The sequence below is a fragment of the Enterobacter sp. 6722112 genome, assembly GCF_058661685.1.
Genome location: NZ_JBZWGR010000007.1, coordinates 2,314,777 through 2,341,349 on the forward strand (window position 1 = coordinate 2,314,777; position 26,573 = coordinate 2,341,349).

At 56.8% G+C, this 26,573-nt stretch carries 23 protein-coding genes and 1 pseudogene; 2 read left to right on the top strand and 22 right to left on the bottom strand.

Annotated features, from left to right (window positions below):
• Window positions 1-29: 29 nt before the first annotated feature.
• From tssG to AC4OVU_RS12675, 22 genes and pseudogenes are all read right to left on the bottom strand, one after another.
• Window positions 30-1,073, bottom strand: a complete 1,044-nt coding sequence (tssG, locus tag AC4OVU_RS12570) for a type VI secretion system baseplate subunit TssG (RefSeq protein WP_032648553.1) — start codon at window positions 1,071-1,073, stop codon at window positions 30-32.
• Window positions 1,070-2,941: a type VI secretion system baseplate subunit TssF gene (gene tssF, locus AC4OVU_RS12575; RefSeq protein ID WP_110292849.1), complete on the bottom strand. Its 1,872-nt coding sequence runs from the start codon at window positions 2,939-2,941 to the stop codon at window positions 1,070-1,072. The genes tssG and tssF overlap by 4 nt, the downstream gene beginning before the upstream one ends.
• Window positions 2,942-2,943: 2 nt before the next feature.
• The gene (gene tssE / locus AC4OVU_RS12580) at window positions 2,944-3,507 is read right to left on the bottom strand and encodes a type VI secretion system baseplate subunit TssE (RefSeq protein ID WP_015570336.1); all 564 of its coding nucleotides are present in this window, start codon (window positions 3,505-3,507) and stop codon (window positions 2,944-2,946) included.
• On the bottom strand, window positions 3,500-4,312 hold the full coding sequence (locus AC4OVU_RS12585; protein ID WP_110292848.1) for a type VI secretion system accessory protein TagJ: 813 nt from the start codon (window positions 4,310-4,312) through the stop codon (window positions 3,500-3,502). The genes tssE and AC4OVU_RS12585 overlap by 8 nt, the downstream gene beginning before the upstream one ends.
• A gap of 9 nt (window positions 4,313-4,321) precedes the next feature.
• Window positions 4,322-5,308: a hypothetical protein gene (locus tag AC4OVU_RS12590; protein ID WP_110292847.1), complete on the bottom strand. Its 987-nt coding sequence runs from the start codon at window positions 5,306-5,308 to the stop codon at window positions 4,322-4,324.
• Between the two features lie 16 nt (window positions 5,309-5,324).
• Window positions 5,325-6,122, bottom strand: a complete 798-nt coding sequence (locus tag AC4OVU_RS12595) for a PP2C family protein-serine/threonine phosphatase (RefSeq protein ID WP_003859969.1) — start codon at window positions 6,120-6,122, stop codon at window positions 5,325-5,327.
• Window positions 6,119-7,894: a type VI secretion system-associated FHA domain protein TagH gene (gene tagH / locus AC4OVU_RS12600; protein WP_015570335.1), complete on the bottom strand. Its 1,776-nt coding sequence runs from the start codon at window positions 7,892-7,894 to the stop codon at window positions 6,119-6,121. Before tagH ends, AC4OVU_RS12595 begins: the two co-directional genes overlap by 4 nt.
• A 90-nt stretch (window positions 7,895-7,984) precedes the next feature.
• Complete coding sequence (locus AC4OVU_RS12605; protein WP_015570334.1) at window positions 7,985-8,401, bottom strand: hypothetical protein; 417 nt, start codon at window positions 8,399-8,401, stop codon at window positions 7,985-7,987.
• Entirely contained in the window at window positions 8,395-9,384 is a 990-nt protein-coding gene (locus tag AC4OVU_RS12610) for a hypothetical protein (RefSeq protein ID WP_015570333.1), read from the bottom strand. The genes AC4OVU_RS12605 and AC4OVU_RS12610 overlap by 7 nt, the downstream gene beginning before the upstream one ends.
• Before the next feature lie 75 nt (window positions 9,385-9,459).
• A complete protein-coding gene (locus AC4OVU_RS12615) occupies window positions 9,460-9,942 on the bottom strand; it encodes an Hcp family type VI secretion system effector (protein WP_014884229.1) in 483 nt (160 codons plus the stop codon).
• A gap of 180 nt (window positions 9,943-10,122) precedes the next feature.
• Window positions 10,123-10,548, bottom strand: coding sequence for a T6SS amidase immunity protein Tai4 family protein (locus AC4OVU_RS12620; RefSeq protein WP_491928694.1), 426 nt, complete (start codon window positions 10,546-10,548; stop codon window positions 10,123-10,125).
• Window positions 10,545-11,051: a type VI secretion system amidase effector protein Tae4 gene (locus tag AC4OVU_RS12625; protein ID WP_017384301.1), complete on the bottom strand. Its 507-nt coding sequence runs from the start codon at window positions 11,049-11,051 to the stop codon at window positions 10,545-10,547. Before AC4OVU_RS12625 ends, AC4OVU_RS12620 begins: the two co-directional genes overlap by 4 nt.
• A gap of 65 nt (window positions 11,052-11,116) precedes the next feature.
• A pseudogene (tssC, locus tag AC4OVU_RS12630) lies at window positions 11,117-12,617 on the bottom strand (type VI secretion system contractile sheath large subunit).
• 3 nt (window positions 12,618-12,620) lie between these two features.
• Window positions 12,621-13,145, bottom strand: a complete 525-nt coding sequence (tssB, locus tag AC4OVU_RS12635) for a type VI secretion system contractile sheath small subunit (RefSeq protein ID WP_008502644.1) — start codon at window positions 13,143-13,145, stop codon at window positions 12,621-12,623.
• Window positions 13,146-13,220: 75 nt separating this feature from the next.
• Window positions 13,221-14,237, bottom strand: a complete 1,017-nt coding sequence (gene tssA / locus AC4OVU_RS12640) for a type VI secretion system protein TssA (protein WP_032653920.1) — start codon at window positions 14,235-14,237, stop codon at window positions 13,221-13,223.
• Between the two features lie 11 nt (window positions 14,238-14,248).
• Window positions 14,249-14,965 (bottom strand): type VI secretion system-associated protein TagF, encoded by a 717-nt coding sequence (tagF, locus tag AC4OVU_RS12645; protein ID WP_015570330.1) that lies wholly within the window; start codon window positions 14,963-14,965, stop codon window positions 14,249-14,251.
• Window positions 14,966-14,981: 16 nt separating this feature from the next.
• The gene (gene tssM, locus AC4OVU_RS12650; protein WP_110292844.1) at window positions 14,982-18,602 is read right to left on the bottom strand and encodes a type VI secretion system membrane subunit TssM; all 3,621 of its coding nucleotides are present in this window, start codon (window positions 18,600-18,602) and stop codon (window positions 14,982-14,984) included.
• Between the two features lie 2 nt (window positions 18,603-18,604).
• Window positions 18,605-19,843: a DotU family type VI secretion system protein gene (locus AC4OVU_RS12655; protein ID WP_491928695.1), complete on the bottom strand. Its 1,239-nt coding sequence runs from the start codon at window positions 19,841-19,843 to the stop codon at window positions 18,605-18,607.
• Window positions 19,844-19,860: 17 nt separating this feature from the next.
• Window positions 19,861-21,204 carry a type VI secretion system baseplate subunit TssK gene (gene tssK, locus AC4OVU_RS12660; RefSeq protein ID WP_015570328.1) on the bottom strand — a complete coding sequence of 448 codons (1,344 nt, stop codon included), beginning with the start codon at window positions 21,202-21,204 and terminating at the stop codon, window positions 19,861-19,863.
• 28 nt (window positions 21,205-21,232) lie between these two features.
• A complete protein-coding gene (tssJ, locus tag AC4OVU_RS12665; protein WP_022648418.1) occupies window positions 21,233-21,736 on the bottom strand; it encodes a type VI secretion system lipoprotein TssJ in 504 nt (167 codons plus the stop codon).
• Window positions 21,737-21,759: 23 nt separating this feature from the next.
• Entirely contained in the window at window positions 21,760-22,254 is a 495-nt protein-coding gene (locus AC4OVU_RS12670; protein WP_006810964.1) for a hypothetical protein, read from the bottom strand.
• 158 nt (window positions 22,255-22,412) lie between these two features.
• Complete coding sequence (locus tag AC4OVU_RS12675; protein ID WP_024250307.1) at window positions 22,413-23,552, bottom strand: ISAs1 family transposase; 1,140 nt, start codon at window positions 23,550-23,552, stop codon at window positions 22,413-22,415.
• A gap of 883 nt (window positions 23,553-24,435) precedes the next feature.
• Here AC4OVU_RS12675 and AC4OVU_RS12680 point away from each other — a divergent pair.
• Together AC4OVU_RS12680 and gap are read left to right on the top strand one after the other, a co-directional pair.
• Window positions 24,436-25,416, top strand: a complete 981-nt coding sequence (locus AC4OVU_RS12680; protein ID WP_023303874.1) for a GlxA family transcriptional regulator — start codon at window positions 24,436-24,438, stop codon at window positions 25,414-25,416.
• 78 nt (window positions 25,417-25,494) lie between these two features.
• Complete coding sequence (gene gap, locus AC4OVU_RS12685) at window positions 25,495-26,505, top strand: type I glyceraldehyde-3-phosphate dehydrogenase (protein WP_015570325.1); 1,011 nt, start codon at window positions 25,495-25,497, stop codon at window positions 26,503-26,505.
• The last annotated feature ends 68 nt before the right edge of the window (window positions 26,506-26,573 follow it).

Here is a 26,573-nt window from a genome sequence, read left to right on the forward strand (position 1 = left end):
CATTAACAATGATTCGGTATACGGAAGGATTATCGCTCTGCGCGATACACCAGATCGCCACGCGGAACAGGCTGAGGCTGAAGGCCGAGCCAGGTGTTGTACCCTAATCGCCCGGCGCTACCGAGCGTAGCGCCCTGCACCGCATCGGCGCGCAGGATCACCCGTGTTTCCCATTCAAACTCCACCCCGGCGTACTGTCGCACCCAGTCGCGCAGCTCGGTCACCCACCCTTCGCCCGGCAGAAAACGGTTGTAGTCGTCTGCGCTCAACGGGCCAATCTCAAGCCGAAATTTATGCTGCACGTCGCGTACCGCAATGCCGAGAAAAGCGGACTCTCCCATGCGCGGCATACGCCGCCCCTCGCCCAGCTGTGCCTGCTCCCGCGTTGAGAGCGGCATCCACTGCGGGACGTTGGCCACCAGCCTGACCGGCACGTTGAAATAGTTGCGCAGGATTTTCTCCAGCCCTTCCGGGTCCCGCCCGTGTCGGGTCAGGTGCCCGGCGTGAGTAAAGCGGGCGTGCGCGCTTAGGCTGCCTTTCGACATCTGGGCAGGCTGCCCCATGCCAATCAGCGATGCCAGATACCCTTCGAAGCGCCTGTTGTCGTCGCGATCCTGTGAAACGGCAGGCTGCGCGTCCGCCCATGCGCGGTAGAACAGCAGCGTCAGGCGGTGGTGAAAGAGGTCGGCAAACGCGCTGAGGCTGTGATCCTGATGATGATGAATACGCTCGCGGGCATACTCAGTCATGTGCACCGGCAGCGGGCCGTTAGGACCAAACAGGCCGAAGCTCAGTATGGAAACGTCATGCAGTCCGTTCTCTTCCCGCTGCCGGACCTCAGCAACCGTTGACGGCGCAAAGCCCATTGAAGGCTGCTGACCAATACGCAGCGGCTCAAATTTAGGCAGCGGCGCGCGCCCCAGCGGGTAACGTTCACCGCCCTGGGCATCAATGCGTCTTAACAGCTGGAACAGATCATAGCGCCACGGCGTCTCGCGTACCCCGCGCCAGAACGCATCGGGCAGCGGCGTCAGGCGATGCACGCGCAGCGTTGCAGGGGCAACTTCACTCATACCAGCGCCCTTTTACCCATGCGCGGCGCCCAGTAGCCGATTTCACCACGCTGCTGGCTCTTGAGCGTGAACTCCGTAAAACTGTTGATGGAGACCAGGCGGGCAAAAAGGCGTTCCAGCACGCTGCCGAAAAGCCATGGGCTGGCGCCGGAAAAGGCGCGTTCGTCCACCGTCAGGGTGATGCCGATCCCGCGGGCGAACACCACCGGGCCGGGTTCAGGCACGCGACGGTGCACCGGCTCCAGCACGCAGTGACGAACGCCATCCACCTGACGAGCAACCGGCGTCTCGGCCAGGTTGGCGTACAGCCCTAACAGCTGACGCAGCGCGGCAGCGCCCTCTTCGTTTTCGCTGTCCATCAGGCTGAGGTAGTTCATTTGCAGCTGGCTAATGAGCCGCCAGGTGCTGAACCCTTCGGCCAGCGCCGGACGCGGCCGCGTCGGGCCTTTACGCAGGGTTAACGCCTTCACCGGCATGGAGTCGGCCATAATAAACTGCCCAAGCTCCTGCTGGAGCATCAGCGGCAGGTCGCGGCTGGTGCACAGCACCTCGGCGGAAATGTAGCGCAAATTCTCCTGCCACGGCGCGTGCTGCGCATCCACCAGCGAGACGAAGACCTCCGAGCCGATATAGCCCGTGCGGGTGCCATAGCGCAGCGCGTGTTCCGAGAGAACCCGCTGCTCACGGCGCAGGGAAAAATAGGCGCCGTAGTTGCCCGCGTCGCCACTCCAGGTACTCCAGAACGGACGAAACGTCTGGTCGTCCCGCTGACCATCGGCGCTGGCATAGATTTTTTTCACGGCATAAATTTCATAATCCAGCGGGCGGATGTTATCCACCACCAGGTGGTATTCATGCTGGCTTTCGCTCAGCTTCTGCCGGGCCGCCACTTTCGGGAACAGGTTGATCACCGGCGTGCAGTGCAGCGCCAGGTGGCTGGCATCCACTACGCGCTCCAGCTGATCGTCGCTCTTGTCGAGCAGAATGAAGATATCAAACGCTTTTTCGTCTTCGCAGCGCTGGATCAGCTTGCCCAGCCCGCTCAGGCTGATGAAACGAAAACGCGCCGGGAACGCAAAGTACTCCTGCAACAGGCGATAGCCGTCGAAGTTGCGCAGATCGTCCGGGAGCAGCGCCTGGTCCGCATCAAAGCCTTCCTGACGCAGGGCGTCAGAAGACAGCAGCTGGCGCTGGGGCTGCTTGCTGACCGTCTGGCAGACAATACCCGCGTGGTGCTCCATCACCAGCTCCAGCAGCTTCAGCGCCTCGATGTCCGGGCCGCTTAAGAAGAACTCCAGGCGGTCAAAATCCAGATGCCCGAGATGCTGCGGGCCATCGCAGGCAATGCGGACCCGCAAGGCGCTGCTGATCCCCCGCTGGCTCAGGCCGAGCTGGGCCAGCGGCAGATCGGCGGGAACGCCTCCCAGTTCGATCCGCTCAATTTTTAACGGCAGCAGGTTGACCTCATGCGCCGTGGTATAGCTGCACGTAACCCCGGTCTTTTTCAGCGCCAGGCTGTCCATCATGGTGCCGCGCGGCACAGTAAAGCCTTTGCTCAGGTCGCCCCGGCTGCTGTCGGGCTGAATTTCAGCGATCGCCATCGACGGCGTAGGCGCCAGATAATTTGGCGCAATCATCTCCAGCATACGCTGTGAAAAGCGCGGAAACTCGGCGTCCATTTTCATCTGCACGCGGGAGGTCAGGAAGGCGAAACCTTCCATCAGGCGCTCAATGTAGGGGTCCGCCACTTCGATGCCGCGCATGCCGAGCCGCCCCGCCACTTTTGGGTAGCGCTCGGCGAACTCTGCGCCCATCTCGCGCAGATAGGCCAGTTCACGGTTGTAATATTCGAGCAGTTTGCTTTCCATAATTACCCCGCATCCTTCAGTTCAAAATGGCCGTTCTCAAGATCGACGTCAGTGCGAAAGAGAAATTCCAGCGGATACGGCACGCACCACAGGCGACCTTTGATTTCGATAGACAGAACGTTGTGCAGATCTAACGAGGAGGTATCGGACACGCAGCGAACCTGAAGCCCCTGCGGCAGGATCCGCGGTTCAAAGTTAATAATCGCTTCGGTGAGCTTGCGCTGAATGTCGTGCCATTCGATATCGGACATTCTTTTCCCCGCCAGCGGCGCGACGCCAAAGTTAACGACGGAACGGCTCACCTGCGTCAGCCCGCTCAGATCGCTGGAGGCATCGTGGTTGATGGTATTAAACAACCACTGTAAATCCCGCAGGACGTTACGACGCAGCGCGGCGTGGGTAATCAGATTGCTGTTGGCGGACTCGCGTTTTTTTTCCGGATCGTTATCCGTCAGACGATCCAGCAGTGAAGGCTGCATTTTGTCGCGCGCCCCCACTTTCTCCTGCCTGCTGCGGGCCTGCCAGCCGCTGCGCAGCAGATCGCCTTCGCCTGCGGGATTACTCATCCGCACCATCCGAGGTAAATGTCACCAGGCTCAGGGTAAGCAGCGGGCTTTCGCTTTGCTCGCTCAGCCAGGCTTTCTGCCCCATGCCTTCATACAGGGCGCCGTCATCGTCCAGCGGGAGCCACTCGGTGGTGCGCCCCAGCTTAACGCTGTCTGGCGCCCCGTCAGCAAACGGATAACGCGCCGGGATCTGACACACCTGCTCGGTGCCGTCCGTGAGGCGGACCAGCGCATGACGCCACACCAGATCGGTCACGCTGGCCGGAGCCTGAAAACGGATCGCATCGATGGCGCAGAACGGCACCCAGAAATAGCGGCCATTGACCAGGGTTTCACACACCGGCCCCAGACGGGCATCGCCGTCCATCAGCCATTCAAAGGTGTGGCTCTCTTCATTCTCCAGCGTGACCTGCCCGCGGCTTGCCGGGGCCTGTTCGAGTGCCGCCAGGCGCAGCGTTTGCGCTTGCCCTGCGCTTTCGGTCAGCGCCTGGGCTAACGTCGTCAGCCACGGCCACTGCGCCTCGGGCATTGCCGGTCGTATCTCTCCCGCGAACACGCGCGCACGCTGCTGTTCACCCTGAATGGCCTGCTCCAGCAGCGTTACGGTCGGTTTTGCCTGCGGCTTCAGCGCCAGCCAGCTTTTCAGCTGGGTCAGGGCGCGCGCGCAGTTGCCGCTGAGGATCAGAAACTGCACAAACGCGGCGCGCAGATCGGCATCCGCCGGACGGGCTTTGATATCGGCTTCCAGGCGAAGCAGCGCGTCGCTAATCGACTCCCCCGCCAGACGTTGATAAAGCGTATTCATAGCCCCTCCTTAATTCGCCGCGCGCCAGGCGCCCACTGCCGGATCGCGCAGCTGCGGACGCAGCGTGTCAATCAGAACAACGTTCAGCTCCGCGCCCGGTGCAACCCATGCGCTCCAGATCTTCTTCACCTCTGCGATACGCGCCTGGAGTCTGGCGTCGTCGCTGGCGATCTCACGGGTGATTTCCACCGCCACCGTGCCGTTGCTCTTCCAGCCGTTCAGGGTGCTGTCGTACGGCAGGATCATCCAGCTCTGGTCGCTGTTCTGGGTGCTGAAGACCATGCGCTCTTTGTTGACGGAGGTGATCAGCGCCTTTTCAGGATCGACCGCGTTGTTCAGCCCCATCACCGGGAAGCCGTGAATGTAGGTGACCGGAATCGCTTTCTGCGTCCCGTTACGGTTCTGCGTCACCACGGTGTGGCCGCTGAGCCAGCTGCCGTTGCCGCAGCGGGTGGTGTCGGAATCCGGAATAAACAGCGCTGGCGCGGAGGAACCGCCCTCCCAGAAGGTGCGCAGATGGCAACCGTCCTGAAGGGTGAACTCCTGCCATGGCGTACGATCTGCCGCCACGGTGTGCGTCTCCGGATTCTGGTCAGGTGGCAGCAGCGCGCCTGAGGTGGGGGTCGTTGCCGCCGCCGTTTCCTGCTGCTTCACCACCAGCGCCCAGTCCTGCACTTTAGCCGCTGTGCCCCGGGCAAGCGTCGTGCCTTCCGGATCGTTAAGCGTCCAGTTCAGGGTATTCAGCTTGCTGCACTGGTGCTCCAGCAGCGAGCCAAGGCGCGGCACGAAGTTTTCCAGCACCGAAACCTCTTTCTTGCCGTTCGCCACGATACGCAGCGCCACGTCCGCCTTACACCAGCTTTGCGGCGTATTGTCTTTAATGTTGTCGATCCAGATATCCAGCTTCTGCGCAGGAGACTGCACGATGCGGAAGTTTTCAGCCTGTGCGGTGGTCGCCACCGTCAGAAGAGCCAAACCCGATAGCCAAAGTTTCATATCAATCCTTGTGTGTCTAATCAGTTCCGCAGGGAAGAAATTGTGCTGCGTCAGAGAGCGTATGCAGCAAAGTGGTGTCCTGAGGGTTGCCCATCCACACCGCCACGGCGGTATAGTTATCCTGAGCATTGCCCTCCTGTTCGGCATTCTTTTGAATGATTTGGTTCATTAAGGTCAGCCACTCCTGTGGCGTATTGACCATGTGCAGCGACTGCTTCATCTGCTCTTCGCTGACGCCGTGCCAGAAACCGTCGGTGCAGAGCAGGAAGGCATCACCGTCCTCAACCTGCACGACATCGCTGTAGCTCGCTTCCGGTCCGCCATTCTCAATACCCAGCGCCAGATACAGCAGGTTGCTGTTGAGATCGTCGGTCTGATGCCCGGCATCTTTCATCTGCTGGACGAGGCTGTGATCGGTGGTGACATGCCACAGCCAGCCGCGGCGAAACAGGTACAGGCGGCTGTCTCCGGCGTGCGCCCAGTAAGCCAGACGGTAATCCCTGTCGATAAACAGGCTGACCAGCGTGGTGCCCATCCGGCGATAGTCCTGCACGGCCTGTTGTTCGCTGAGAATGGTGCGGTTCGCCGTTTGGACGTAGTCACGAATATGCTGCGCATTCAGGTGCTTGTCGCCGTCAAAGCGGGAAATAATGCTGTTGCGGGCCAGCTCAGCGGCCACCTCGCCGCCCGGCAGGCCCGCGATGCCGTCACAGACGACAAAGCAGGCTGAACGTTCCCCGATGGTTTCTCCCGTCTGATCCTGGTTGCTGGCGCGCGTCCCCTGGCGGGAGAGAGAAGCCGTTGCGATATTCATTTTTCTTCCGATCCGCTTTGTGAGTCTTTGTACTGATTGACCTCCATGTCATAGGCATGGAGGAAGGCTTCGCCAAACAGGGTATGGAAGTCGTCCTCGATCTCGCCCGCCGTCTCGCCATAGCTGCGAACGAAATAATCCCACAGCGCGGCTTTACGGCTGCCCGGCAGCGCCAGGCGTGACGTCATCCCGTTCTGCTTAGCCTGCTCCTCCAGCTGTTCCGGGTTAAAGGATTGCAGCATGGCGGCGATAATGGCGCGGATACCAGAGATCATCCCTAGCTGGTGTGCCTGGAGATCGATCAGCGCATCACGCACCGATTTGGTCGGCGGCATAAAGCCCGGCATCGGCGTGCCGAACATCTGGATAAGCACCGTTTTCCCGGTCGGCAACAGTTTGAACGGGTTGTTCGCATCGTCGAGCACCATGGTCATATCGGCTTTCACCCCACGCTTGAGGATGGAGCGCGAGGAGAGCAGCGCCACGGTCCCCTGCGAGAACATGCCCAGGATCTGCCCCAGCTGACGCATATTTTCCCGGTCGAATTGCGGTACCGGCTGCATTTCGCTCAGGCCCATGCCCTCCAGCAGCGCCTCCAGCAGTTCGCCCTGAAGCACCTCGCCCCGCTCGCCGGTCTGCGCGGAGGCAGCAGGCGATGCAGCGTTTTTAACCGGGTCGATACGCAGGCGGCCTTTAGGCGCCTGCGCGTTGCTGCGCGCCACGGCCTGCGGTGTTGGCATGGTGAAGCCAGCGTAATCAGGGCGCGCGGGCTCCTCTTCCGCGCGCGGCGCATCCTGTGGTTCAGTCGGTTCCGGATCGAACAGCGGTGAGCTGGCCAGCGCATCCTCTTCCTGTGCGGCTTGCGGTTCAGGCTTTGGCTCCGGCTTATCGGCCACGATTTCATCCGGATGGGTTAACGGCGCGCCGCCCATCAGGCCGAGAGGGTCATCGTGACGCGCGGCAGGTGCGCTCGCCGACCCGCCAAACAGGGCTAACGGATCGAGTTCGTCCGACGCCTCTTCCTTTGGCTGGGCAGGTTTGCTTTCGTCCGGCTGTACCAGCGTTGAAGGGGTGACATCGTCAAAGATGCTCTCTTTTTTAAACAACGCTTCATCGCTAAACAGCGTGTCCGGGTCAACGTTTTTACGTTCAAGCGACGGTTCGGCGTCGTTAAACATTGCCAGCGGATCTTCGGCATTCCGCTCCGGGGCCGCAGGCTGAGAGAACGGATCGTGGGATGCGGCGGGCTGTGGTTTTGCCCGGTTGCTGGAGATGCTGTCGGAGATGGAAAACTCCTGCATCAGGCTGTCCCAGATTTCCGACGGCACGGCCGTAGGTTCAGCTTTTCCACGAGGCGCGGCGCTGGCCGGTTTCGGTTGCGGCGCTGGTGCAGGTGTCGCCACTGGGCGCGCCTGCTGCATGCTGGCCGCCATGCGGCTTACGGGCTGGGTGTCATGAATGAGTTCGCTGACTTCAATGCGATAATCATCAATACCGAGAATATCCCCATCCTGAAGCTCAACCTGACGCCCACGCTCCAGCGGGATATCATTCAGTACCACGCGGGTAACGCTGCCGCGGTTCGTGACGCGGCATTCGCCACTGGCGTCGACGTGAACGATGGCCTGCAAACGCGAGATGGTGCGGTCATTGTCCGGCAGCACCAGATTGTTATCCGTACCGCGCCCAATGGTGCCGCCCGGGGCATAAAAATCACAGCTGCTTTGCGGCGGCTGATGACCGGGTTTCGTAGAAATAATCGTGAATCGCATGGCGTATTCCTGCTGGTATGATTAGCGCTCAAACGCTGCCGCTCTCGGGGGTGAGAACGGCGGGGTTTGGGGGTTAAGGGCTGATTAAAGCTATTTGACTACATTCAGGAAAATAATGCCGATAAGCAGCCATAGCGTAAAAAGTAAGGCCTGAGCTTTATAGCGTCGATGCAGTTTTAATATCCAGCCGATTCTCTCTTCCGGTAAAGCCTGAACGAATTTATAGGCATCGTCCTGAACATTTCTGTCTTTGGTAAATTTCATCTTCACGCCTTTGCGAAGACGAACAAACCAGATTATTTTTTGATAGTTCGCCAGCGAACCAAAAAATGATGCGTAATTTGTCACCAGATCGAGATCGTAGCCTTTTTGCCTATATTCTGAAAGAAGCTGATTATATTCGGCCTCGTGTTTTTTAAAATAACGGGAACTGATGAAGTCCATAATTACGACAAGTAAAAATAAAACAACAATCAGAAATAAAAGAATATTTTCTAAATTCACCATAGCTTATCCATGACATATTCAGTTGCTCCACCGGCAACTTCGCCACCAATGTATCCACCCGCAGCGGCTCCTACCACAGAACACGCGAGCAACCCTACACCACCTGTTGCCACGCCCAATGCAACACATACGCCAGCCCCAGCCATGGCGCCATATTTTCCGCCATAAATCCCGCCCGCAAGACTGGCGCCAAATTGACTGTACTTCTTAACGGCGACTTTGGAACAACTCTGCTCTCTACCTACTGTACAGGCATCGTAAACTTCATTGGTTGTGTTTGCACCAGCGAAGCCGATAGCAAGCCATCCTCCCATTTTCAGAAAACGGGCAGCTTTTGAAGCATTGTCTACATATGTTGAATACCCTCGTATCGAGGCAACACCCGCAGTACTCCATTCGTGGACAATTGACCTGCTTGATAAACCTAAAGCGTGCTTGATTTCTTCATAAGGTTTCAGTTTCAGCGTTAGTCTGGACAGCTTATTTAATAAAACGTCCAGCTCAGAAAAAAGTTTTTGCCTTTCAACAAAAAACTGCTGCCCGATCAATGTGCCTTGCGTTCTGTATTGATTTTGATAAGCCAGTTCGATAGCTTTTAATTTCTTTTCTATTTCGCTAAAGTACCTTTCACCTGCATCAGCAACCACCCCGAGAGATTTATCCATAAAATTAGTTAATGCTGCGATGGTACTAAAATGCTTGTTAAAGAAATTAGCTTCATCTGTATTCAGTTCTGCCAATGCTCCATTAACCTTTTGCTTTGCATTTTGTAATTGTTTTAGCTGAACCGCATTTTCAGCACCCGGAGCATTAAGGATCAATATTTGCCCGGGTTTTAACCACCGTGTGTCCCTGTTCACTTGCATAAAATAACGTGCCGCTTCACTGTCTGGTTTATTGAACAGTAGTCTTGCCTGGAAATCTAACGTACCAGCCTGCTGAACAACACAATAACCAGGAGCAACCGTTGATTTTACGCTCATATTGACATCCCTTTGCAAACGAAATTAAGTCTCTGTAAATAATGACCGGGGAAAACTCCCCGGTCACGCGCGCAATTACGCTTCTTTATTTTCTTTGATGTTCCAGCCAGCGCTGCTTTCAGCACCTTTACCACCGGCAGTGGTCTGCTCCCAGTACTGCTGTTTCACTTTCGCAGCCTGGAATGCATAGGTCACGCCAACGGTATCGCCGTTGTCTGCACCCGTGTACTGAACGGAAGTCACGAGAACGTCTTCCAGGGTGATGCGGGTGTATTCAACCTGCTGACCACCCGCTTTGCAGACGGACAGTTCAACTTTGGTCAGGTGTTTACCGCTTGCGCAGTGTTTCAGGATTGCTGTAGTGGATTTGTCGATCAGAGCGTTAACGTGCAGATCGTTAAAGTTCACTTTACCGGCACCGCCGCCACCGCCAACGCTCATATTACCTGGCTGGGACGCGCCCCAGGAGAAGGAGGTAATATCAGTCCAGCCGGTGTGGTTAGAATCTTTAGATTCGCCCGTAACACCCTCGACCTTCAGAAACATATCAATAGCCATAATATCTACTCTTCGTGGATGAACAATATTGCTTTCGAAAAAGCCCTTATATGGCAAACAGGAAAGCATGGGGCTGAATAAAACCGTCCATATTTTACCTCTGCCTCATATCAAACGACCCGTGTCATTTGACAGTCTTACATTCCCCCTGAACGAAAGGAAAGAATGTGAAGTCTTATACTATTGTGGATTATCCTGAATCCAGGTGCGGTCAGGATTTCCGATGATTAATTGAGGAGCAAGTTGATTAAGTTCGTCACTATGATAAAGACGCAGGCAGTTTAAGGTTACGCCTTTTACATCGGGTTTGCTCTCAGAATGAAAGGCATTGGTTGCGCCTTTATATTTATTAATAAGGGCATTAATTTTGTCATTGCCATTTTCAATATCGAAAGGCACCCATTCCAGTAATGCGCTACTGCTACGGGCTGCATCCAGAGAAAAGTGGCTTTTATCATCTGCAACTTGTGCCAGGCAGCGAGAAAAAACAACGTCTTTAACAACTTGCTTATAAGGCATTTTTTTGACAAACGACACCGGATCGTCAGTTGCATACACAGAGGCGGAACTGGTGAGCAACAGTAGACTAGCAATCATTTTTTTCATGGCAACTCCCAAAAATTAGCTTTGGTCGTCGTGTAATTCGTCTCCGGCGCATTGAAATAACAGTGATCCGAACAGGTTAAACCATTCCAGAATGTTGCATGACCTGCGGCGTCACTCCAGCCCTGTACCTCAAACAGAATTACGCCCTTTTTGTTGGCTAATTGCTCAACGGGTAAGGAAGGATAACTCACGATCATGTCAGGTTTACCCCACTGACGCGTCAACCAGGCAATGACATCCTTTACGCGGTAGAAGTACCATTTATTATCAGCACCGGATACCGTGAGATTTGCAATACGCGGAACGGGATGCCCGGTATAGTTAAGAACATAACTCATCCGTACGGCACAACTATTTGACCACCCGCCCTCATCTGGCGCTATTTCGAAATTGTGCTTAACTTTGCCGCCGATAACTTGCTTAACTTTGCCGATAGAATCATTTGCATCGTAAATACGTGTTGCCGCCGCCCAGGCAGCAACAAACGAAGGTCTCGCGGTCATATTTCCTCTCAAATTTCCATACTATAAAGCTAACGCCGGGCATGGCCCCCCGGCGGCAATTATCATTACGCGTCCTTCGTCTTCAGCGACGGCAGTTTAGATACCAGACGCAGGGAAACGGTCAGACCTTCCAGCTGGTAGTGCGGACGCAGGAAGAACTTCGCGGCGTAGTAGCCCGGGTTGTCTTCGATTTCCTGCACCTGCACTTCCGCCGCCGCCAGCGGTTTGCGGGACTTGGTTTCCTGGGAGGAGTTAGCCGGGTCGCCGTCCACGTAGTTCATCACCCAGTCGTTCAGCCAGCGTTCCATCTCTTCGCGCTCGCGGAAGGAGCCGATTTTGTCGCGCACGATGCACTTCAGGTAGTGAGCAAAACGGCAGCAGGCGAACAGGTACGGCAGACGGGAGGCCAGACGCGCGTTCGCGGTGGCGTCCGGGTCATGATACTCGGCCGGTTTTTGCAGGGACTGCGCGCCGATGAAGGCGGCGAAGTCGGAGTTTTTGCGGTGCACCAACGGCATAAAGCCGTTTTTCGCCAGTTCCGCTTCACGACGGTCGCTGATGGCGATCTCGGTCGGGCACTTCATGTCCACGCCGCCGTCATCGCTCGGGAAGGTGTGACACGGCAGGTTTTCCACCGCCCCGCCGGATTCCACGCCGCGAATCGAGGTGCACCAGCCGTACTCTTTAAAGGAGCGGTTGATGTTGGCCGCCATCGCATAGGCAGCGTTTGCCCACGAGTAGCTGTTGTGGTTCGCGCCGTCGGTCTGCTCTTCAAAATCAAAGCTGTCGACCGGGTTGGTGCGAATGCCGTACGGCAGACGCGACAGGAAGCGCGGCATCACCAGGCCCAGATAGCGGGCATCTTCTGATTCACGCAGTGAACGCCAGGCAGCGTATTCGGTGTTCTGGAAGATTTTGGTCAGGTCGCGCGGGTTAGCCAGCTCCTGCCAGGACTCCATCTGCATCACGCCCGGCGCGGTGCCGGTGATGAACGGACAGTGGGCCGCAGAGCCGATGCGCGCCATCTCGCCCAGCAGCTCAACGTCCTGCGGGCTGTGGTCGAAGTAGTAGTCGCCCACGATGCAGCCAAACGGCTCGCCACCGAACTGGCCGTACTCCTGCTCGTAGATTTTTTTGAAGATCGGGCTCTGGTCCCAGCCCACGCCCTTGTAGCGTTTCAGGGTGCGGCCCAGCTCCTGCTTGGAGATGCTCATAAAGCGGATCTTCAGCATCTCGTCGGTTTCGGTGTTGTTCACCAGGTAGCTCAGGCCGCGCCAGGCGCTCTCCAGTTTCTGGAACTCCTCGTGGTGAATGATATGGTTCACCTGCTGCGAAAGCTGCTCGTCAATACCGGCAATCAGGTTCTGAATGGGTGCGGTAGGTATCGTTTGAGAAGGTCACGGTGTTTTCCAGCGCCTGCTGCGCCAGGGTTTTAACCGCGCTTTCTACGGCAGAGCGCGCCTGATCGGTTTTCGGGCGGAACTCTTTATTCAGCAGCGCGCTGAACTCGTCCTGGCTGAACGCCTGGCCCGCCTGCTGATCGTGTTGTTGAGTCTGGTTGCTCATCGATTATTCCTCGCTACCTTTCGCACTTTCGTCATTTTTTGGCAACTGGCTCAGGGATTTGAGCAGCGTCGGATCCTGGAGAATTTTCGCGATCAGCTCTTCCGCACCGTTTTTACCGTCCATGTAGGTCAGCAGGTTGGAGAGCTGGGTACGGGCTTCCAGCAGCTTGTTCAGCGGCTCTACTTTGCGGGCCACCGCGTCCGGCAGGAAGTCGTCCATGCTGTCGAAGGTCAGATCGACGTTGAGCTTACCTTCGCCGGTCAGGGTGTTATCCACCTGGAACGCCACGCGCGGCTTCAGCGCCTTCATGCGTTCGTCGAAGTTGTCGATGTCGATTTCCAGGAACTTACGCTCGTCGACGGCTGGCAGGTTTTCCACCGGCTTGCCAACCAGATCGGCCATAACGCCCATCACAAACGGCAGCTGAATTTTGCGTTCTGCGCCGTAGATCTCTACGTCGTACTCGATCTGCACGCGGGGAGCACGGTTGCGTGCGATGAATTTCTGTCCACTGTTACTCATTGCCATGATGTTCTCCATCAAAGATGCGCGGTGAAGGTGAAACGGCAGACTCCATGCCTGTCGTCATAATGCCAGGACGCGTCATTCGCGGCGTCCAAAGATGTTTTCCAGTTGGTTAACGCCGTCTGGCGCCAGGTCGCGAATAATGTCCATAAAGTTGAGTTCAGACAGCCGCTGCACCCGTTCAATCATCAGCGGCGCGGGGTGACTCGGTTCGTACTGCGCAAAATACTGTTTCGCTTTTTCCAGCATCAGCTGGGCGTCGGCGCGGCTGGTCACCTGCACGCTGCGCCAGTCCGTCACCTGCTGAACGGGCGACGCGGCCACCGGCTGCGGCTCGGCATGCTGTTCAGCCTGCGCGTCACGGGTCGGCAGCAGCTTGCTGATATCGGTCACCTGACAGGCGCTGGAAACCAGCCCGACGGTTTTCAGCAGCTGTTCCATCTCCGGTACGCCACTTTCCCCGAGATAGCCGGTAAGCAGTTCGCGGATGGCCAGCAGGCGTTCGTTGATCACGATTACCGCTTCGGTGCCAGGCTGATCGCCCCGGGCCAGCTCATCGATCAGTCGTGGACGACCGCCCGGATAATCCGGACACTCGGTTTTACTGCCGTCAAGCAGCGCCTGGGCGTCACGGAGCGAAATCTCATCGCCGTTTGAGCGGAGCAGTGAGGCGTTACGCACCGCGACCGTCAGGTCAGATTTATCGCTCAGCCCGGCGAGGGCGTTGATGCGGTAGAACGGATCGGTTTCGCCATACTCTTCCAGCAGCGGGTAAAGTTGCTCCCAGTAACGGGACAGGGCTTCCTGCACCAGCAGTAGCCCGTCGGCGTAACCTGCCAGCCCGCGACGACGTGTCCAGGCATGGGTTAACGCCAGCATGACGCGAAGATCTTTGGTGCGTCCCAGCAGGCTGGTGGCGAGTTTTTCCACCGTATTCCAGTCGGCAGGCTCTGCCGGAATGATGGTGTCGCCAAACTGCTGCTCGGCTTTGCCCTGACTGGCCTGCCCCATGGCCTGGAAATCAGCGTCGTACTCCAGGTTTTCACCGCAGGGGGTATCGGGGCTTATCGGCGCGAGAAATTCATCGATATTCATAAGATCCCTGCTTATTCAAACATAGGCGGGTAAAGACCGTGGCGGCCCGGACGGGCGCCGCCTGCCGGATCGAACAGCAGCGTAAAGAGCTGCCCGGTGAAGTTACCGCTGTGGACGTGGGTGTACAGCGGATAGCCGTCGCAGCGGTTTGTCCACCAGTAGCTGGTCTGGCGCAGCGGATCAAAACACTCCGCCGCCTGCGGCCAGCCCAGCGTGCTCTGACCATCGTCGTCATAACCAATCACGTCGAGAATGTCGGAACGCTTTTGCGGCTCAACCGGCTGGGGCGCCGGGATGGTCATCAGCATTTCATCCAGCTGGGAGGCAGAATAGCTGTTACGCACCGCGTGCAGCCCCAGACGGCCAAGCTGCTGGTACCAGCTTTCAGCCTGCCCGAGCAGGCGGGATGACCACTCGGCGGGGGTGAAGCTCAGTTGCAGGCATACCGGATAGTGGCGGCCTACGCTGTCACGGCCCGGCAACAGGCAGCCCATCTGAATCATCTGGCTACCGAGCATCGGCGGGACGACAAAGTTCCACACCGGGGCTTTTGAAAACGGGCGCTCGCCGCTGCGCTGCTCTTCCTGTTGCCAGGCCAGCAGGCCGACCTGGAACCAGTGCGACCACTGGCGTTGCAGGGTATCCGGAAAGCGACGCTGCAAAAAATCTCCGGCGCTGGGTAATTTGCCATACCAGCTATAACGGTTCATCGCAGGGGTATTCGTCATACGGCTGTCCTTGCGGTTATGGGCATGAGAAACGGGGAAGCTGGAACGGGTTGCGGATGCTGTTCGGGGCAAACTCCAGCGTGACCTGATGTCCGTCGACGTTGAAGGTCGCCTGACGGCTCAGGCTACCCGCGCCAGGGCTGGTGCGCGCCTTGTCGAAAAAGCGGTTGAGCGCCCAGGAACCGTTGGTCACCAGCGTTGCGGTGCTGCCATTGGCCAGACCGAGCTGCATACGCACCTGGTTCGTCCCGCCCGGCCCCGGCCAGGTCATGATCTGCACCGCCTGCGGACCGTGGCTGTAGCGCAGCAGCTGACCGTCCACGTCCAGCGTCAGGTTCAGAATGGTGTTGTCCATCCGCACGGTGCGCACCGTGACCTTAAAGGATGGCGTGGTCGCGCCGTTGGCAAAGAAGGCATCGCGGACAGACTGCGCCTGCTGGAACGGACGCAACAGCCCTTCGCTGCCCGGCAGCGTTTTACCGTCGATGCCCGGCATAAAGCGCCAGTTCGCCTGGGTGGTGTCCACCTTGTTGGTCAGGTTGTCGCGGAAAAAGGTGTCCATCAGACCGGTGCCCGGCGCGAACATGCGGGCGAGATCGTCCGGCGTCACCTCGGTGCTGGCGCTGCGCACCAGCGGATAACGCCCGGCAATCGCCTGACGGCAGAACCCACCCACTTCCACGTTGATGCGCTTACGCACGTTCTCCAGATCGCGACGCTGGGTGTCGCTGCTGGCGCCGACGGCCATATTGCTGAACATGGTTTGCAGCCCGCCCGGCAGACGGCCCGCGCTGGCTTGCAGGCGGCTGATTGCATCCCCGCCCGGCGCAGGCATACCGCTGTTTGCCGCATCCTGAACGGCGGTCAGGTAGCGATAAAGCTCGTCAACCTGCTTAAGAAAATCGTCAAAGACGATGGTCTTGCCACCCTTCTCCAGCGGCTGCGCCAGCTCAATCATCGGCGCATAGTGGTCAGTCACCAGTTGCTCAGGCGCCTGCGTCACAACCGCGCCCTGCGTCGGGGCATTGTCACCGTTGCTGAACAGCGCTTCCAGCGTGCGGGTGGCGCGGTTGCTTTGGTCTTCCGCTTTCTGCGCATCTTCCGGCGCAGGCGCAGTGCGCGACAGGGTCAGCACCTTGCTCAGGTTAAGCACCAGACGGCGCAGCGGCGAGTTGGTGCCTGAAAGCAGGCGCGCGGTGTTAATACGCTGGGAAAGATCGGCGCTGTTGTTGAGCTGAATGTCAGCGAGAAAGCGATCCCAGTTGACGATAAAGTCGCGCATGTAGAGCTGGCGCACGGCGTTGTCGATCTGCTGTTTATCTTCCTGGGCGGTGGTCGCTCCCAGTACCCAGGCATCGTCCTTGTGCAGGGCGGTGGTCACGCTGTCGATCTGGTCGTTGAAGCTCTTCCAGTAGCCGTCCGGCGTATAGAGGCCCGGTACGCCCTCACTCACCGGCTTGCCGCTTTTACGGGAAAACACCAGCTCGCTCTGCGGGCCGCCGAGATCTGAAAGCGAAACCGGCTTCAGGTTTTCATCATGCTCCAGCAGACGTTTCAGGCGGCCATATACGCGTGTTGAGAGCGGCTGCTGGTTGATAAGCGCTCTTTCACGTGCCACCAGATCCTCATCCTGCGCATACGGTGAAGCCTGAATTTTTGGCTCCAGCAGCTGGGTCAGGTGCCATTCCAGCTCCTGAAGCTGCGCCTGCGTCACGTTCTGTGGCAGGTTGCGTTGCAGGTTGAGCATCACCCACGAGTGCAGGAATTTGCCGTCATAGTGCTTCGGCTGGTAGAGCATCTGATAGGCTTTCAGCGCCTCATAGCTGTACTCCACGTCGCTGCCGTTGTCGTTGCGCAGCCAGGTGGTAATGTGCATCGCCACGGCGGGCAGCAGCATCTGATCCAGCGCCTTCTGATACAGAGACTGCGAGGCATCGCTGACGTCATCCCCGCGATAAAGCCCCATGCGGCGGGAAACCGGCGGGTCGTTAACGTCGAAGGCATTGCTTTTCGGCAGATCCACCAGGCTGTTAAGCAGCGGCAGAAGCGCAAACAGATCGCGCTGGGGCTGGTTTTGCAGCGCCTTGCTCTGCTGCTCCAGCATCGGCACTTTTGCGTCCACTTCTTCCAGATAGGCTTTATTTTTGGCGTAGCTGGTCAGCCACAGGCCACCCAGGATCACCAGCAGGGCCAGCAGCGCCGCGTAGCCGGACCACATCACGGCGCGGTTGCGCAGTTCCCACCAGCGGTTTTCCCCGGCGATGCCCGCTTCCTGGAAAATCACGTTTTGCAGCAGGTTTTTAATGAAGAAGCTTTGGCCCTTCGCGCCCGGGATCGGCGCCTCTTTGCTCACCGAATCCCAGCGCGTGCTTTCCCCCCCTTCAGGTAAGGAGAGCGCGCGGTTCAGCTCGCCCATCACGCGGTCAAACGGCATCCCTTCCTGAGTGCCGCTGGCAAAGTAGATGCCACGCGGCGAAAATTCGGTTTCGAAGTTTGAGCGGGCAAAGACCGTGCTCAGGTAGTCAGCCAGCAGCGGACGCAGCGCGGCGAACTCCTGCGGGAAGAGATAGGCTTCCGCACGGGTTTTGGCGTCATGCTCTTTGAGCATGGTTTCCGGAAGGCCAGCATCCAGACGCTGTTGCAGCAGGGAAAATTCCTGCTGGAAGTTGCCCATCAGGTCGTAATCGGCGTGTTTGGTCTGCTCCCACGGCAGCGTAAAGCCCCAGATCTGGTCGCGCTGGGCTTTGTCGTAATCCGCAAACCAGGCGCGGAAGCCTTTAAGCAGGTCCGCTTTGGTCACCATCACATACACCGGGAAGCGAATACCCAGCTGTTCATGCAGCTCGGAGAGACGCTGGCGCAGGTTGACCGCCTGCTGGCGCGAGGCCTCAGCGGACTGCGAAAGCAGGTCGGAAATGCTGATGGTGATAATCACGCCGTTGATGGGCTGGCGACGGCGGTATTTACGCAGCAGGTTGATAAATTCCAGCCACTCCCCGGCGTCCTGAACCTGCTCGCTCTCCTGAGTGGTGTAGCGCCCCGCGGTATCCAGCAGAACCGCCTCGTTGGTGAACCACCAGTCACAGTTGCGCGTGCCGCCAATGCCGCGCAGCGCGGTTTTACCGAAGCGGTCCGCCAGCGGGAATTGCAGCCCGGAGTTGGCCAGCGCGGTGGTTTTACCGGAACCCGGCGCGCCAATAATGACGTACCACGGCAGCTGATAGAGGTACTGCGTGCTGAAGCGCTGCGTCCACTGCGCGCCATGTCCTGCTTTGCTGAAGTGGGCTTTTTTCAGCATCTGGGCGGCTTCATCGAAACGCCCGGCAAGGATCTGCTCCTCGCTGTTCAGCCGTTTCTGCGGATCGGCCGCCTCCGGGCTGGTGGTATTTTCGTTGAGCTTGTCCATCAGCTTACGGTTCAGCCAGGCGTTATACAGCCGCGGCAGAATGTGGCTCTGGGCCCATATCAGGTAGACCACCGCAATGCTGATGACGCGGTTCTGCTCTGATTCAAGGGGCCGGGTATCCACGATGGACAACAGCGGGCCAATCATCCAGATGACCGCCGCGAGCGCCGTTACGCCCAGGAAGCTCCACAGAATGCGATTGGTCAGTATAGAAAGTAGAGTTGTCAGCATCCTTAGTTTCCTTGCGGCAATCCGTTCAGCTCGGCCTGGGTATTGTCAGGCGATACCAGCAGCGTAATCTCTACGCGGCGGTTACGGGCGCGATTTTCAGGCGTGGTGTTAGGCGCTACCGGGTTGATCTCACCCCGCCCTTCGGCTTTGACGCGCTCAGGCTGTGAGAGGCTACCCTGGAGCTGTTTTTGCACCGAACGGGCGCGCTCAAGCGAGAGTTCATAGTTAGAAGCGAAGCGTGCGCTGCGGATCGGCACGTTGTCGCTGTACCCCACCACCAGAATTTTGCCGCTGACGTTATTCATCGCCTGGGCGATGCGGTCGATGACCGGCTCATAGCGATCGCGCACCACCGTTGAGGCCGAGGCAAAGAGTCCGTCCCCTTTCAGGATCACCACGCTGCGATCCACCTCATCCTTAACGGCCACCAGACCGGCATCAATTTCTGGTTTCAGGAAGCCGCGCAGGTTCAGCACCGCCGGCAGCTGACGCGCAGGCTGCTGGATCGTGGTTTCCGGCAGTTGGGACTGGTAAATTTTCGCCAGCACCGGGCTGGTGTTATCACCCAGACGCCAGTTCAGCACGATATAGAACAGGCAGGCGATAAAGCCGACCAGCGCCACGCACGCCCAAAGAGGGATCATCGGCCGCCAGAGCTTGCGCAGAACGGGGCGATCTTCCGGGTGCGGCGAGAGCGGCGGCGGGTAGCTGCCGCGCACGCCACGGATCATCTGCCACAGGCGCTGGTTAATGGTTTCAAGCTGGGTCCGGCCATTGTCCAGCACGCGGTAGCGGCCTTCAAAGCCGAGCAGCAGACAGTAGTTGATCATCTCCAGCAGCAGAATGTGTTCGCGCGGATTCTGCGACAGACGCGCCAGCAGCTGGAAAAACTTCTCACCGCCCCAGGTTTCGTTATGAAACGTCACCAACAGACCATTGCTTGACCAGACGCCGCTGCTTCCCCACGGGGTCAGCGCGGCGGCTTCGTCCAGCGCCGTGCAGAGGCAGTAGCGCGCGCCGACAATCACTTCATACGGTAAGCCCGCCTGCTGGCATCGCACTTCGAAACGGCGAATTTCGTCAATCAGGCGCTGGCGCAGCCCGACCTGATCGTCGTGGGAAACCGAATGACGGATTTGCGGAATCGCATTGAGCAGCGGATTGGCGGCCGCCACCAGCTGATTGTTCCCACTGGCTCCGGTAAACACGGCATCACTGCCGGTATCCTGTCGTTCCTGCATATTAAGCGCTCGCTTTATTATTCTGTCGGGCTACGGATGGCCCAGAACTCCATATCGAGACCCGGGAATTCCCCTGCGAGATGCAGCGCGAATGCCCCGGACTTGTCCATCTCGTGCCACAGTTCGCTGCCCCTCTCGAGCTCGAAATAGCTGTAGCCTGCATGCCACGGGATCTGCGGCGGCGCGACGGGCATTGCCCGAAGCATGATGCCCGGCAGCTGGAGCTGGACCAGATCGCGAATTTTCGACACTGGCGCAACCTTCATCTGGGCAGGGAAATGGGTTTGCAGGTGTTCGCCGGGGACATTGGCTTTTACCGCCAGCACGAAGCCAAATTCGCGGACCATGCTGGTCTCCGGCACGGTGGCGATGTTCAGCCCGTGGGAGCGTTCGTGCAACGGCAGCTGGATGGCATGATCTTCCATGACCAGCGACAGCCCCTGACGCAGCATCAGCATCAGTTTGCTGAAGCAAACGGCGAGATCGTCATGGTCGTATACCGGCAGTATGCTCTCTGCGGTACGCTGCGGCGTCCAGGTGGCGAGCTCCGTGGCAAACGGCAGCCAGCTGCGCCAGAGCGCTTCAGGGTGAAGCAACGGCAGCGTTTTTAAATGTGAGACGTCGCCAAGGTGGCGGTTGATCAGCGAGAGAAGCGTGAACTCAACCATCTCGGACGTATTGAAACGCCCCGGCTGGCGCAGTCGACCGCCGATCTGCTGGCTACGCTGCACCAGCAAGCCGTGCAGGTCATTGATCATACCGTACAGCTGCGGGCTGTTATTGGCGTTCAGCATTGGCGGAATGTAGCTGTTATCCAGCCGCACGTGGTTGTCGTTGCGCTTTTCGGTGACGTACGCCACGCCGATGGCGGTCCATTCTGCCGTCAGATCTTTCTCCAGCATCAGGGTCAGACGCAGGCGGCCAAACTGGACCGTCGCCTCCCCAACCGACATGGCGTTGTCGTCTTCCACCTCTTGTTCAAAGGTAATAAAACGCGCCAGAGAAGACTGCTCCTCGCTGAAAATCACCTCTTCACGGCCACCGCGACGAACCGGCAGCGCAAGCACCACCTTTTCATTGGTGAGATTATCGGGAATTTTTAGCGGAGCCGGACCGTTGCGGTCGCTGCGAACCTGGAAAAAGGTGCCGTCAGGCAGCAAACCGCTACAGTAGCTCAGGGCAATACAGCCCTGGCGAAGCATCGCTTCATCCAGCTCAAGGTCGAGAAAGCCCCAAAGATACGATCGCTGCAAGGCCCCCCACTCACGAACGTGGTTGAGGAGGTAACTTTCTGTCCGCTGAAAATGGTGGGGACGCAGGAACATGCCCTCGGTCCAGACGACCTTTTCTGCTTTCGTCATGATGATCTCTTTCCTGTTATGAAGGGCGTTACTGGCTGATGACCCGGATACCATTTACGTCAAGAAAGACGCTGGCCTGGAGTTCATCTGCGGACCATTTCCAGAACTGGTAAATCGCGTTTTCGCCGGGAACAGGCAAAGGAAGTGAGACGCGCCATTTTTTGCCGTCCAGCGCCTGGTATTCCGCCATCACGCCGATATAGCGCGCTTCCGGTGAGCTTTGTCCGCTCAGGGTTTTCGAAAGCTGGCCCGGCATCAGGAAGAACACATCGCTGTTCAGCAGATTCGCGCCAAGCGTGGCTGACGCGTTGTTCTGTAAGGAGTAGAAGTCACTGGACATGAAATCCGCATCGGATTTCAGCAGCAACACTCTGACCTTAAGCGGTGCAGAATCATTGATTTGAGGATGAGCCTGAAACTGAAGATTGTAGCGGGAGGGGTCGCTGTGTGAAGACGACGTACAACCACCGATCAGCGCGAGAATCAACGCAAAAAAAGGGAACCACATCCGATGAAAATTTTTATTATTCATAAAAATATGCTCGTGAAACCCGTTTAGTTCAGGATCCAGGTACCGTTCGCGCTGTCTTTGCAGGCTTTGCTGTTGCCATCGACATCAACACAGGTGGTTTTCTTACGCGCTTTCGGGCGCAGTGCCTGTTTACGCACGGTGGCTTCGTACTGGTCAGCCTTGATCACGGCACGCATCGGCACGTAACCAATCAGCTGTTCACTCCCTTCATCGGCCAGCGCCATCCAGAAATGTTCAACCTGCCCCAGCACAACGTAAGTTTTGCCGGTCTCAAGCGTACGGATCACTTTTCCGCCGTAGTCAGGACGGCTCATCAGGGATGCCGGGTACATGGCACGGTACGGTTCATTCACCTGAGTGAACTCCGCCGGAGGGGTAACAGCGTGACGGTGCGTCAGCGTGATGCCATTCACCTGGCTGGTCACAATCGTATCATCGGTGATCGCTGGTTTCTGCGGCGCCTTACAGCCCGCCACCGCCATAACAAACAAAAGTGATAACAATACGCGCAGTTTCATATGCTTTTCCGTAGCGATATTTAGAGGATGAAGAGAGGGGATAAAATTTGACTTAGGTGCTATTGTTAAAATAGTCGGAATGTTTTCAGCAGGTAACTATTTTAAGGCATAGCTACCGCACGAACCCGACAGAAATGGGCCCAGCATGCACGGAAAAATCATGAACATTCCCGTAAATAAAGGCTTCCCAGAACCTTCAAAAGGTACTCCGGATCCATCGCGCACATCGCTCTTTTGTGTTTAATACTCGCTTTTAGTGTCGTTTCACTTTTTAGCATGTTTAAACACATCTGTCTGATCCTTGCGAAATTCTCTGCTCGTTCTTCCGCTCGTTTACGGCAAGCATCTTCACCAAATGCAGTATCCAACATCCAATGCATCGACTCGACTAACCAGTGCGAGCGTGAAGCATTTAACAATTCTTTAGCACTGAGCGCTTTCGAACTAATATAATATCGCACCGTTACTTCTGACTCTTGGGCCACTGCTGATTCTTGTCTAATCGATACCACAATTCCCATCGTTTTTAGCCCTGGCCAATCAAACTCAAGATCGCCCAAAACACTTAAATCTTCATTCACTAAAGCCAGTCGTGTTTCCTGCCTGCCTCGCGATTTTTCTTGGGTACTGTAAGAATCACCATCATGTTTTTGCAGCATGCTCATATCAAAATAGTTATCAAAAGCTTGCTCAAGTCGGCCTTGATTTCCTTTCACGGCCAGCAAGTAATCAGCGTTTTTTTCAAGGATCTTTTGCGCGATTTTCTTTTGGCATCCCATCGCATCAATTGTGACTAAACAACCCGATATATCAAGCAGTTGAAGCAACTCAGGGATAGCGGTTATCTCATTGGACTTCTCGTAAACTTTATGTTGTCCAAGGCACACGCCATTCTCTGTCGCAAACGCATTAACCATATGGATAGCACCAAGCCCACGGGAATCATCATAAGAGCCACGCACGGTTTTACCGTCTATGGCGATCACTTCACCGTCCGTCAGTTCACAGCAGGATTTCATCCATTCGATAAAACACTTTTGTAAGCGTGTCGCGCTAATCATTCCCATCACTCTTGCAATGGTAATGGCAGAGGGAACACCATGACTAAAATCACCAAAGCGTTTGAGAAAATCTAACCATCTAGTGCCGTAAAGATGGATAGCTTTCCAGTCATCTTGACCGGAAAGCACCGCGCAAATTGTTAACAAAATGATATCAGTTAACTTGTGCTCGACTTTACCTTGTTGGCGATAATCTGGGATGGCATCGAAATGCATAAATGGGTGCTGGTTACTCATCGTTGGACCTCCAATTTGTCTATGGAGGTATTAGAAAACACTGAAAATGATCGTCAAATCGATCATCAATTTATTGTTTGTTGTGTGATGTTCTTATCCATTAGAGCAAGAAAACGGTGAACTCACTATGCCACAAACCCTTTAAACACGGGCATGTTCATGATTTTTCCCTGGCCCAGCATGCTCCTGACATATTTTGACAAACGGTAGACAAGTTTACATGAGCTTGTCATCAATTCAATATTTCCCACCTGCTTAATGGCGTTTAATGATACGCCCAATGCATTATAGGATTAATCTCATAAAAAATGCGCACTTAGGTAAAATCGTCTTTTTCTTAGACAGATTTCGAGCATAACTCTATGAAAATTAATGGCTAAACAGGAAAAAGAGAACCACTATCATTAACGTAACCCCTTATTATCTCCACTACCATAATTAGTAGAATTTCATTTTTTCTGTGCGCTGCGGGATATATCTGGGATATTTTCATTGTTGCATTCAGAAGATAACTTTTATTGTGCACGAGCGTCCCGCATAAACAAATGGCGGCTAAGAAAATGGCAGAAATTTAATTTCGCGATCCGAAATAACCTGAGCAAAATTCCCCTTTGGGGTTATTTTTTGCACCTAAACAATTAAGCCCGGCTACATCTTTTTGCTCTCTCATCGTTCAGCGCGCTCCCTTGCAGCCCATAAACTGGGGGGGTTCAGCGGCGCTGACAGTGAACCTCACGCAAGAAGTTTTACCGTTACTACATATTTATTTTACTTCTTCCCAACATCTGCCGTTCTACTCTTTCACCCGGCACGCCTCATTTGTCTCTTCTACAATGTTCGCCTGCCGCTTGACTTATTTTGTGATAAAGGTACTTTTCAGGACATGAAGAAGATCCTGATTATCGTTCCCGATGGTGGCATGTTGTTTGAGGCCGCCGGTATCGCCGACATTCTGATGCAGGCCAACCGGCTGCACCCGGACGGCCTTGCGCAGCCCCGCTACCGCACCATTATCGCCACCACCCAGCCTCATCTGGTGATCCACGGCCAGTCCGGCTTGAACCTGCTGGCGGACTATCGCCTGCCGGAGCTTGATCCGCGCGAGCCGCTGGACACGATCATCATTACCGGCCGCGGCATGAATGAGCTGGAGAGCACCGCCGTGGTGGACTGGCTGCACCTGGCCGCGCCGCATGCGCGACGCGTCGCCTCTGTCTGCGGCGGGGCCCTGCTGCTGGCACAGGCCGGACTGCTCGATGGGCGCCGGGCAACGACCCACTGGCGGCTTCTGGAAACCCTGAAAACCCGCTATCCTGCGGTCAACGTTGAGGGCGGCCCGCTCTATGTTCAGGATGGCCCCGTCTGGACGTCCGGCGGCGTCAGCTCCGGGTTTGACCTGACGCTGGCGCTGGTGGAGGATGATTACGGCTTCACCCTCGCCCGCAATGTGGCGCAGGATATGGTGATGTACCTGCGTCGGCCTGGCGGCCAGCTACAGTTCAGCCGCTATAATCTGGAGCAGTCCGGCGCGACCGGACCAGTCAGCGAACTGCAAAGCTGGATCCTGCAAAACCTCACCGCAGATTTGTGCGTCGAAAGGCTGGCCGAACGGGTCGCCATGAGCCCGCGCAATTTCACCCGCGTGTTCACGCGTGATGTGGGCGTGCCTCCGGCCCGTTATGTCACCGAAGCGCGTCTGGCCGCCGCCCGACAGCTTCTGGAGCAGACCCAGGATCCGCTTGAGGTCATTGCCGAAAAAAGCGGGTTTGGTACCAGCATCAACCTGCGCCGCGTTTTTGAAAAGCAGCTTCATCTCACGCCGGGCGAATACCGCCAGCGCTTCCACTGCCGCAGAATGGCGTAATATGATCCTTTTTTGTCATTTACGCCATCTGACCTGACGCCTACAGTAACTCCAGACAACACAGATAAGGAGTGCATCATGGTTAAGGTCGGTATTAACGGTTTCGGCCGTATCGGACGTAATGTCCTGCGCGCAGCGCTGGGCAACCCGGATCTCCAGATTGTGGCCATTAACGATCTGACGGACAGTAAAACCCTCGCCCATCTGCTGAAATATGACTCTCTGCTCGGCACGCTGCCGGTGCCTGTGGAAGCGGCGGACGGCGCGCTACAGGTTGACGGGCAACGCATCACCGTATTCAGTGAACGCGACCCGGCAAACATTGCGTGGAAAGACGCAGGCGTTGAGGTGGTAATTGAAGCAACCGGCTTCTTCACCGAACGTGAAAAAGCGGCGGTGCATATCACGAGCGGCGGCGCAAAACGCGTCATTATTTCCGCCCCGGCTAAAAATGATGATCTGACGGTGGTAATGGGTGTGAACCACACGCTGTACGATCCGGCCCAGCATTTTGTGGTCAGCAACGGGAGTTGCACCACTAATGGTCTGGCGCCAGCGGCGCAGGTGCTGCACCAGCAGTTTGGCATTGAGCACGGGCTGATGAACACCACGCATGCCTACACCAACAGCCAGGCGCTGCATGACCAGCCGGAAAAAGATCTGCGCGGCGCGCGCGCGGCAGCATTATCCATTGTGCCTTACTCCAGCGGCGCGGCAAAAGCGCTCGGGAAAGTGATCCCCGAGCTTGACGGTAAACTCACCGGGTATTCTCTGCGCGTGCCGGTTCCGGTGGTGTCGATTGTCGATCTGACGGTGACGCTGAGCCGCAACGTGACCGCCGAAGAGGTGAATGACGCGTTCCGTCAGGCTGCCGCCAGCGGGCCGCTGAAAGGCATCCTGGGCTACAGCGATGAACCGCTGGTCTCCCGTGATTATCAGGGCGACCCGCGCTCATCCATCATCGACGGGCTTTCAACGCTGGTGATTGGCGGGAATATGGTGAAGATCCTGTCGTGGTATGACAACGAGTGGGGCTTCTCGAACCGTCTGGTGGATCTGGCGGTGCTGATGGATAAGAAAGGGTTGTAGCCGATCGTATTGCCGGGTGACGCTTGCGCATACCCGGCCTGCAAAATGGCCCCTCTGCCTGCTAACAG

Excerpts from the sequence above, each read along its gene's own strand:
- tssG (WP_032648553.1), bottom strand. The coding sequence starts at position 1,073 with ATGAGTGAAGTTGCCCCTGCAACGCTGCGCGTGCATCGCCTGACGCCG.
- tssF (WP_110292849.1), bottom strand. The coding sequence starts at position 2,941 with ATGGAAAGCAAACTGCTCGAATATTACAACCGTGAACTGGCCTATCTG.
- tssE (WP_015570336.1), bottom strand. The coding sequence starts at position 3,507 with ATGAGTAATCCCGCAGGCGAAGGCGATCTGCTGCGCAGCGGCTGGCAG.
- AC4OVU_RS12585 (WP_110292848.1), bottom strand. The coding sequence starts at position 4,312 with ATGAATACGCTTTATCAACGTCTGGCGGGGGAGTCGATTAGCGACGCG.
- AC4OVU_RS12590 (WP_110292847.1), bottom strand. The coding sequence starts at position 5,308 with ATGAAACTTTGGCTATCGGGTTTGGCTCTTCTGACGGTGGCGACCACC.
- AC4OVU_RS12595 (WP_003859969.1), bottom strand. The coding sequence starts at position 6,122 with ATGAATATCGCAACGGCTTCTCTCTCCCGCCAGGGGACGCGCGCCAGC.
- tagH (WP_015570335.1), bottom strand. The coding sequence starts at position 7,894 with ATGCGATTCACGATTATTTCTACGAAACCCGGTCATCAGCCGCCGCAA.
- AC4OVU_RS12605 (WP_015570334.1), bottom strand. The coding sequence starts at position 8,401 with ATGGTGAATTTAGAAAATATTCTTTTATTTCTGATTGTTGTTTTATTT.
- AC4OVU_RS12610 (WP_015570333.1), bottom strand. The coding sequence starts at position 9,384 with ATGAGCGTAAAATCAACGGTTGCTCCTGGTTATTGTGTTGTTCAGCAG.
- AC4OVU_RS12615 (WP_014884229.1), bottom strand. The coding sequence starts at position 9,942 with ATGGCTATTGATATGTTTCTGAAGGTCGAGGGTGTTACGGGCGAATCT.
- AC4OVU_RS12620 (WP_491928694.1), bottom strand. The coding sequence starts at position 10,548 with ATGAAAAAAATGATTGCTAGTCTACTGTTGCTCACCAGTTCCGCCTCT.
- AC4OVU_RS12625 (WP_017384301.1), bottom strand. The coding sequence starts at position 11,051 with ATGACCGCGAGACCTTCGTTTGTTGCTGCCTGGGCGGCGGCAACACGT.
- tssB (WP_008502644.1), bottom strand. The coding sequence starts at position 13,145 with ATGGCAATGAGTAACAGTGGACAGAAATTCATCGCACGCAACCGTGCT.
- tssA (WP_032653920.1), bottom strand. The coding sequence starts at position 14,237 with ATGAATATCGATGAATTTCTCGCGCCGATAAGCCCCGATACCCCCTGC.
- tagF (WP_015570330.1), bottom strand. The coding sequence starts at position 14,965 with ATGACGAATACCCCTGCGATGAACCGTTATAGCTGGTATGGCAAATTA.
- tssM (WP_110292844.1), bottom strand. The coding sequence starts at position 18,602 with ATGCTGACAACTCTACTTTCTATACTGACCAATCGCATTCTGTGGAGC.
- AC4OVU_RS12655 (WP_491928695.1), bottom strand. The coding sequence starts at position 19,843 with ATGCAGGAACGACAGGATACCGGCAGTGATGCCGTGTTTACCGGAGCC.
- tssK (WP_015570328.1), bottom strand. The coding sequence starts at position 21,204 with ATGACGAAAGCAGAAAAGGTCGTCTGGACCGAGGGCATGTTCCTGCGT.
- tssJ (WP_022648418.1), bottom strand. The coding sequence starts at position 21,736 with ATGAATAATAAAAATTTTCATCGGATGTGGTTCCCTTTTTTTGCGTTG.
- AC4OVU_RS12670 (WP_006810964.1), bottom strand. The coding sequence starts at position 22,254 with ATGAAACTGCGCGTATTGTTATCACTTTTGTTTGTTATGGCGGTGGCG.
- AC4OVU_RS12675 (WP_024250307.1), bottom strand. The coding sequence starts at position 23,552 with ATGAGTAACCAGCACCCATTTATGCATTTCGATGCCATCCCAGATTAT.
- AC4OVU_RS12680 (WP_023303874.1), top strand. The coding sequence starts at position 24,436 with ATGAAGAAGATCCTGATTATCGTTCCCGATGGTGGCATGTTGTTTGAG.
- gap (WP_015570325.1), top strand. The coding sequence starts at position 25,495 with ATGGTTAAGGTCGGTATTAACGGTTTCGGCCGTATCGGACGTAATGTC.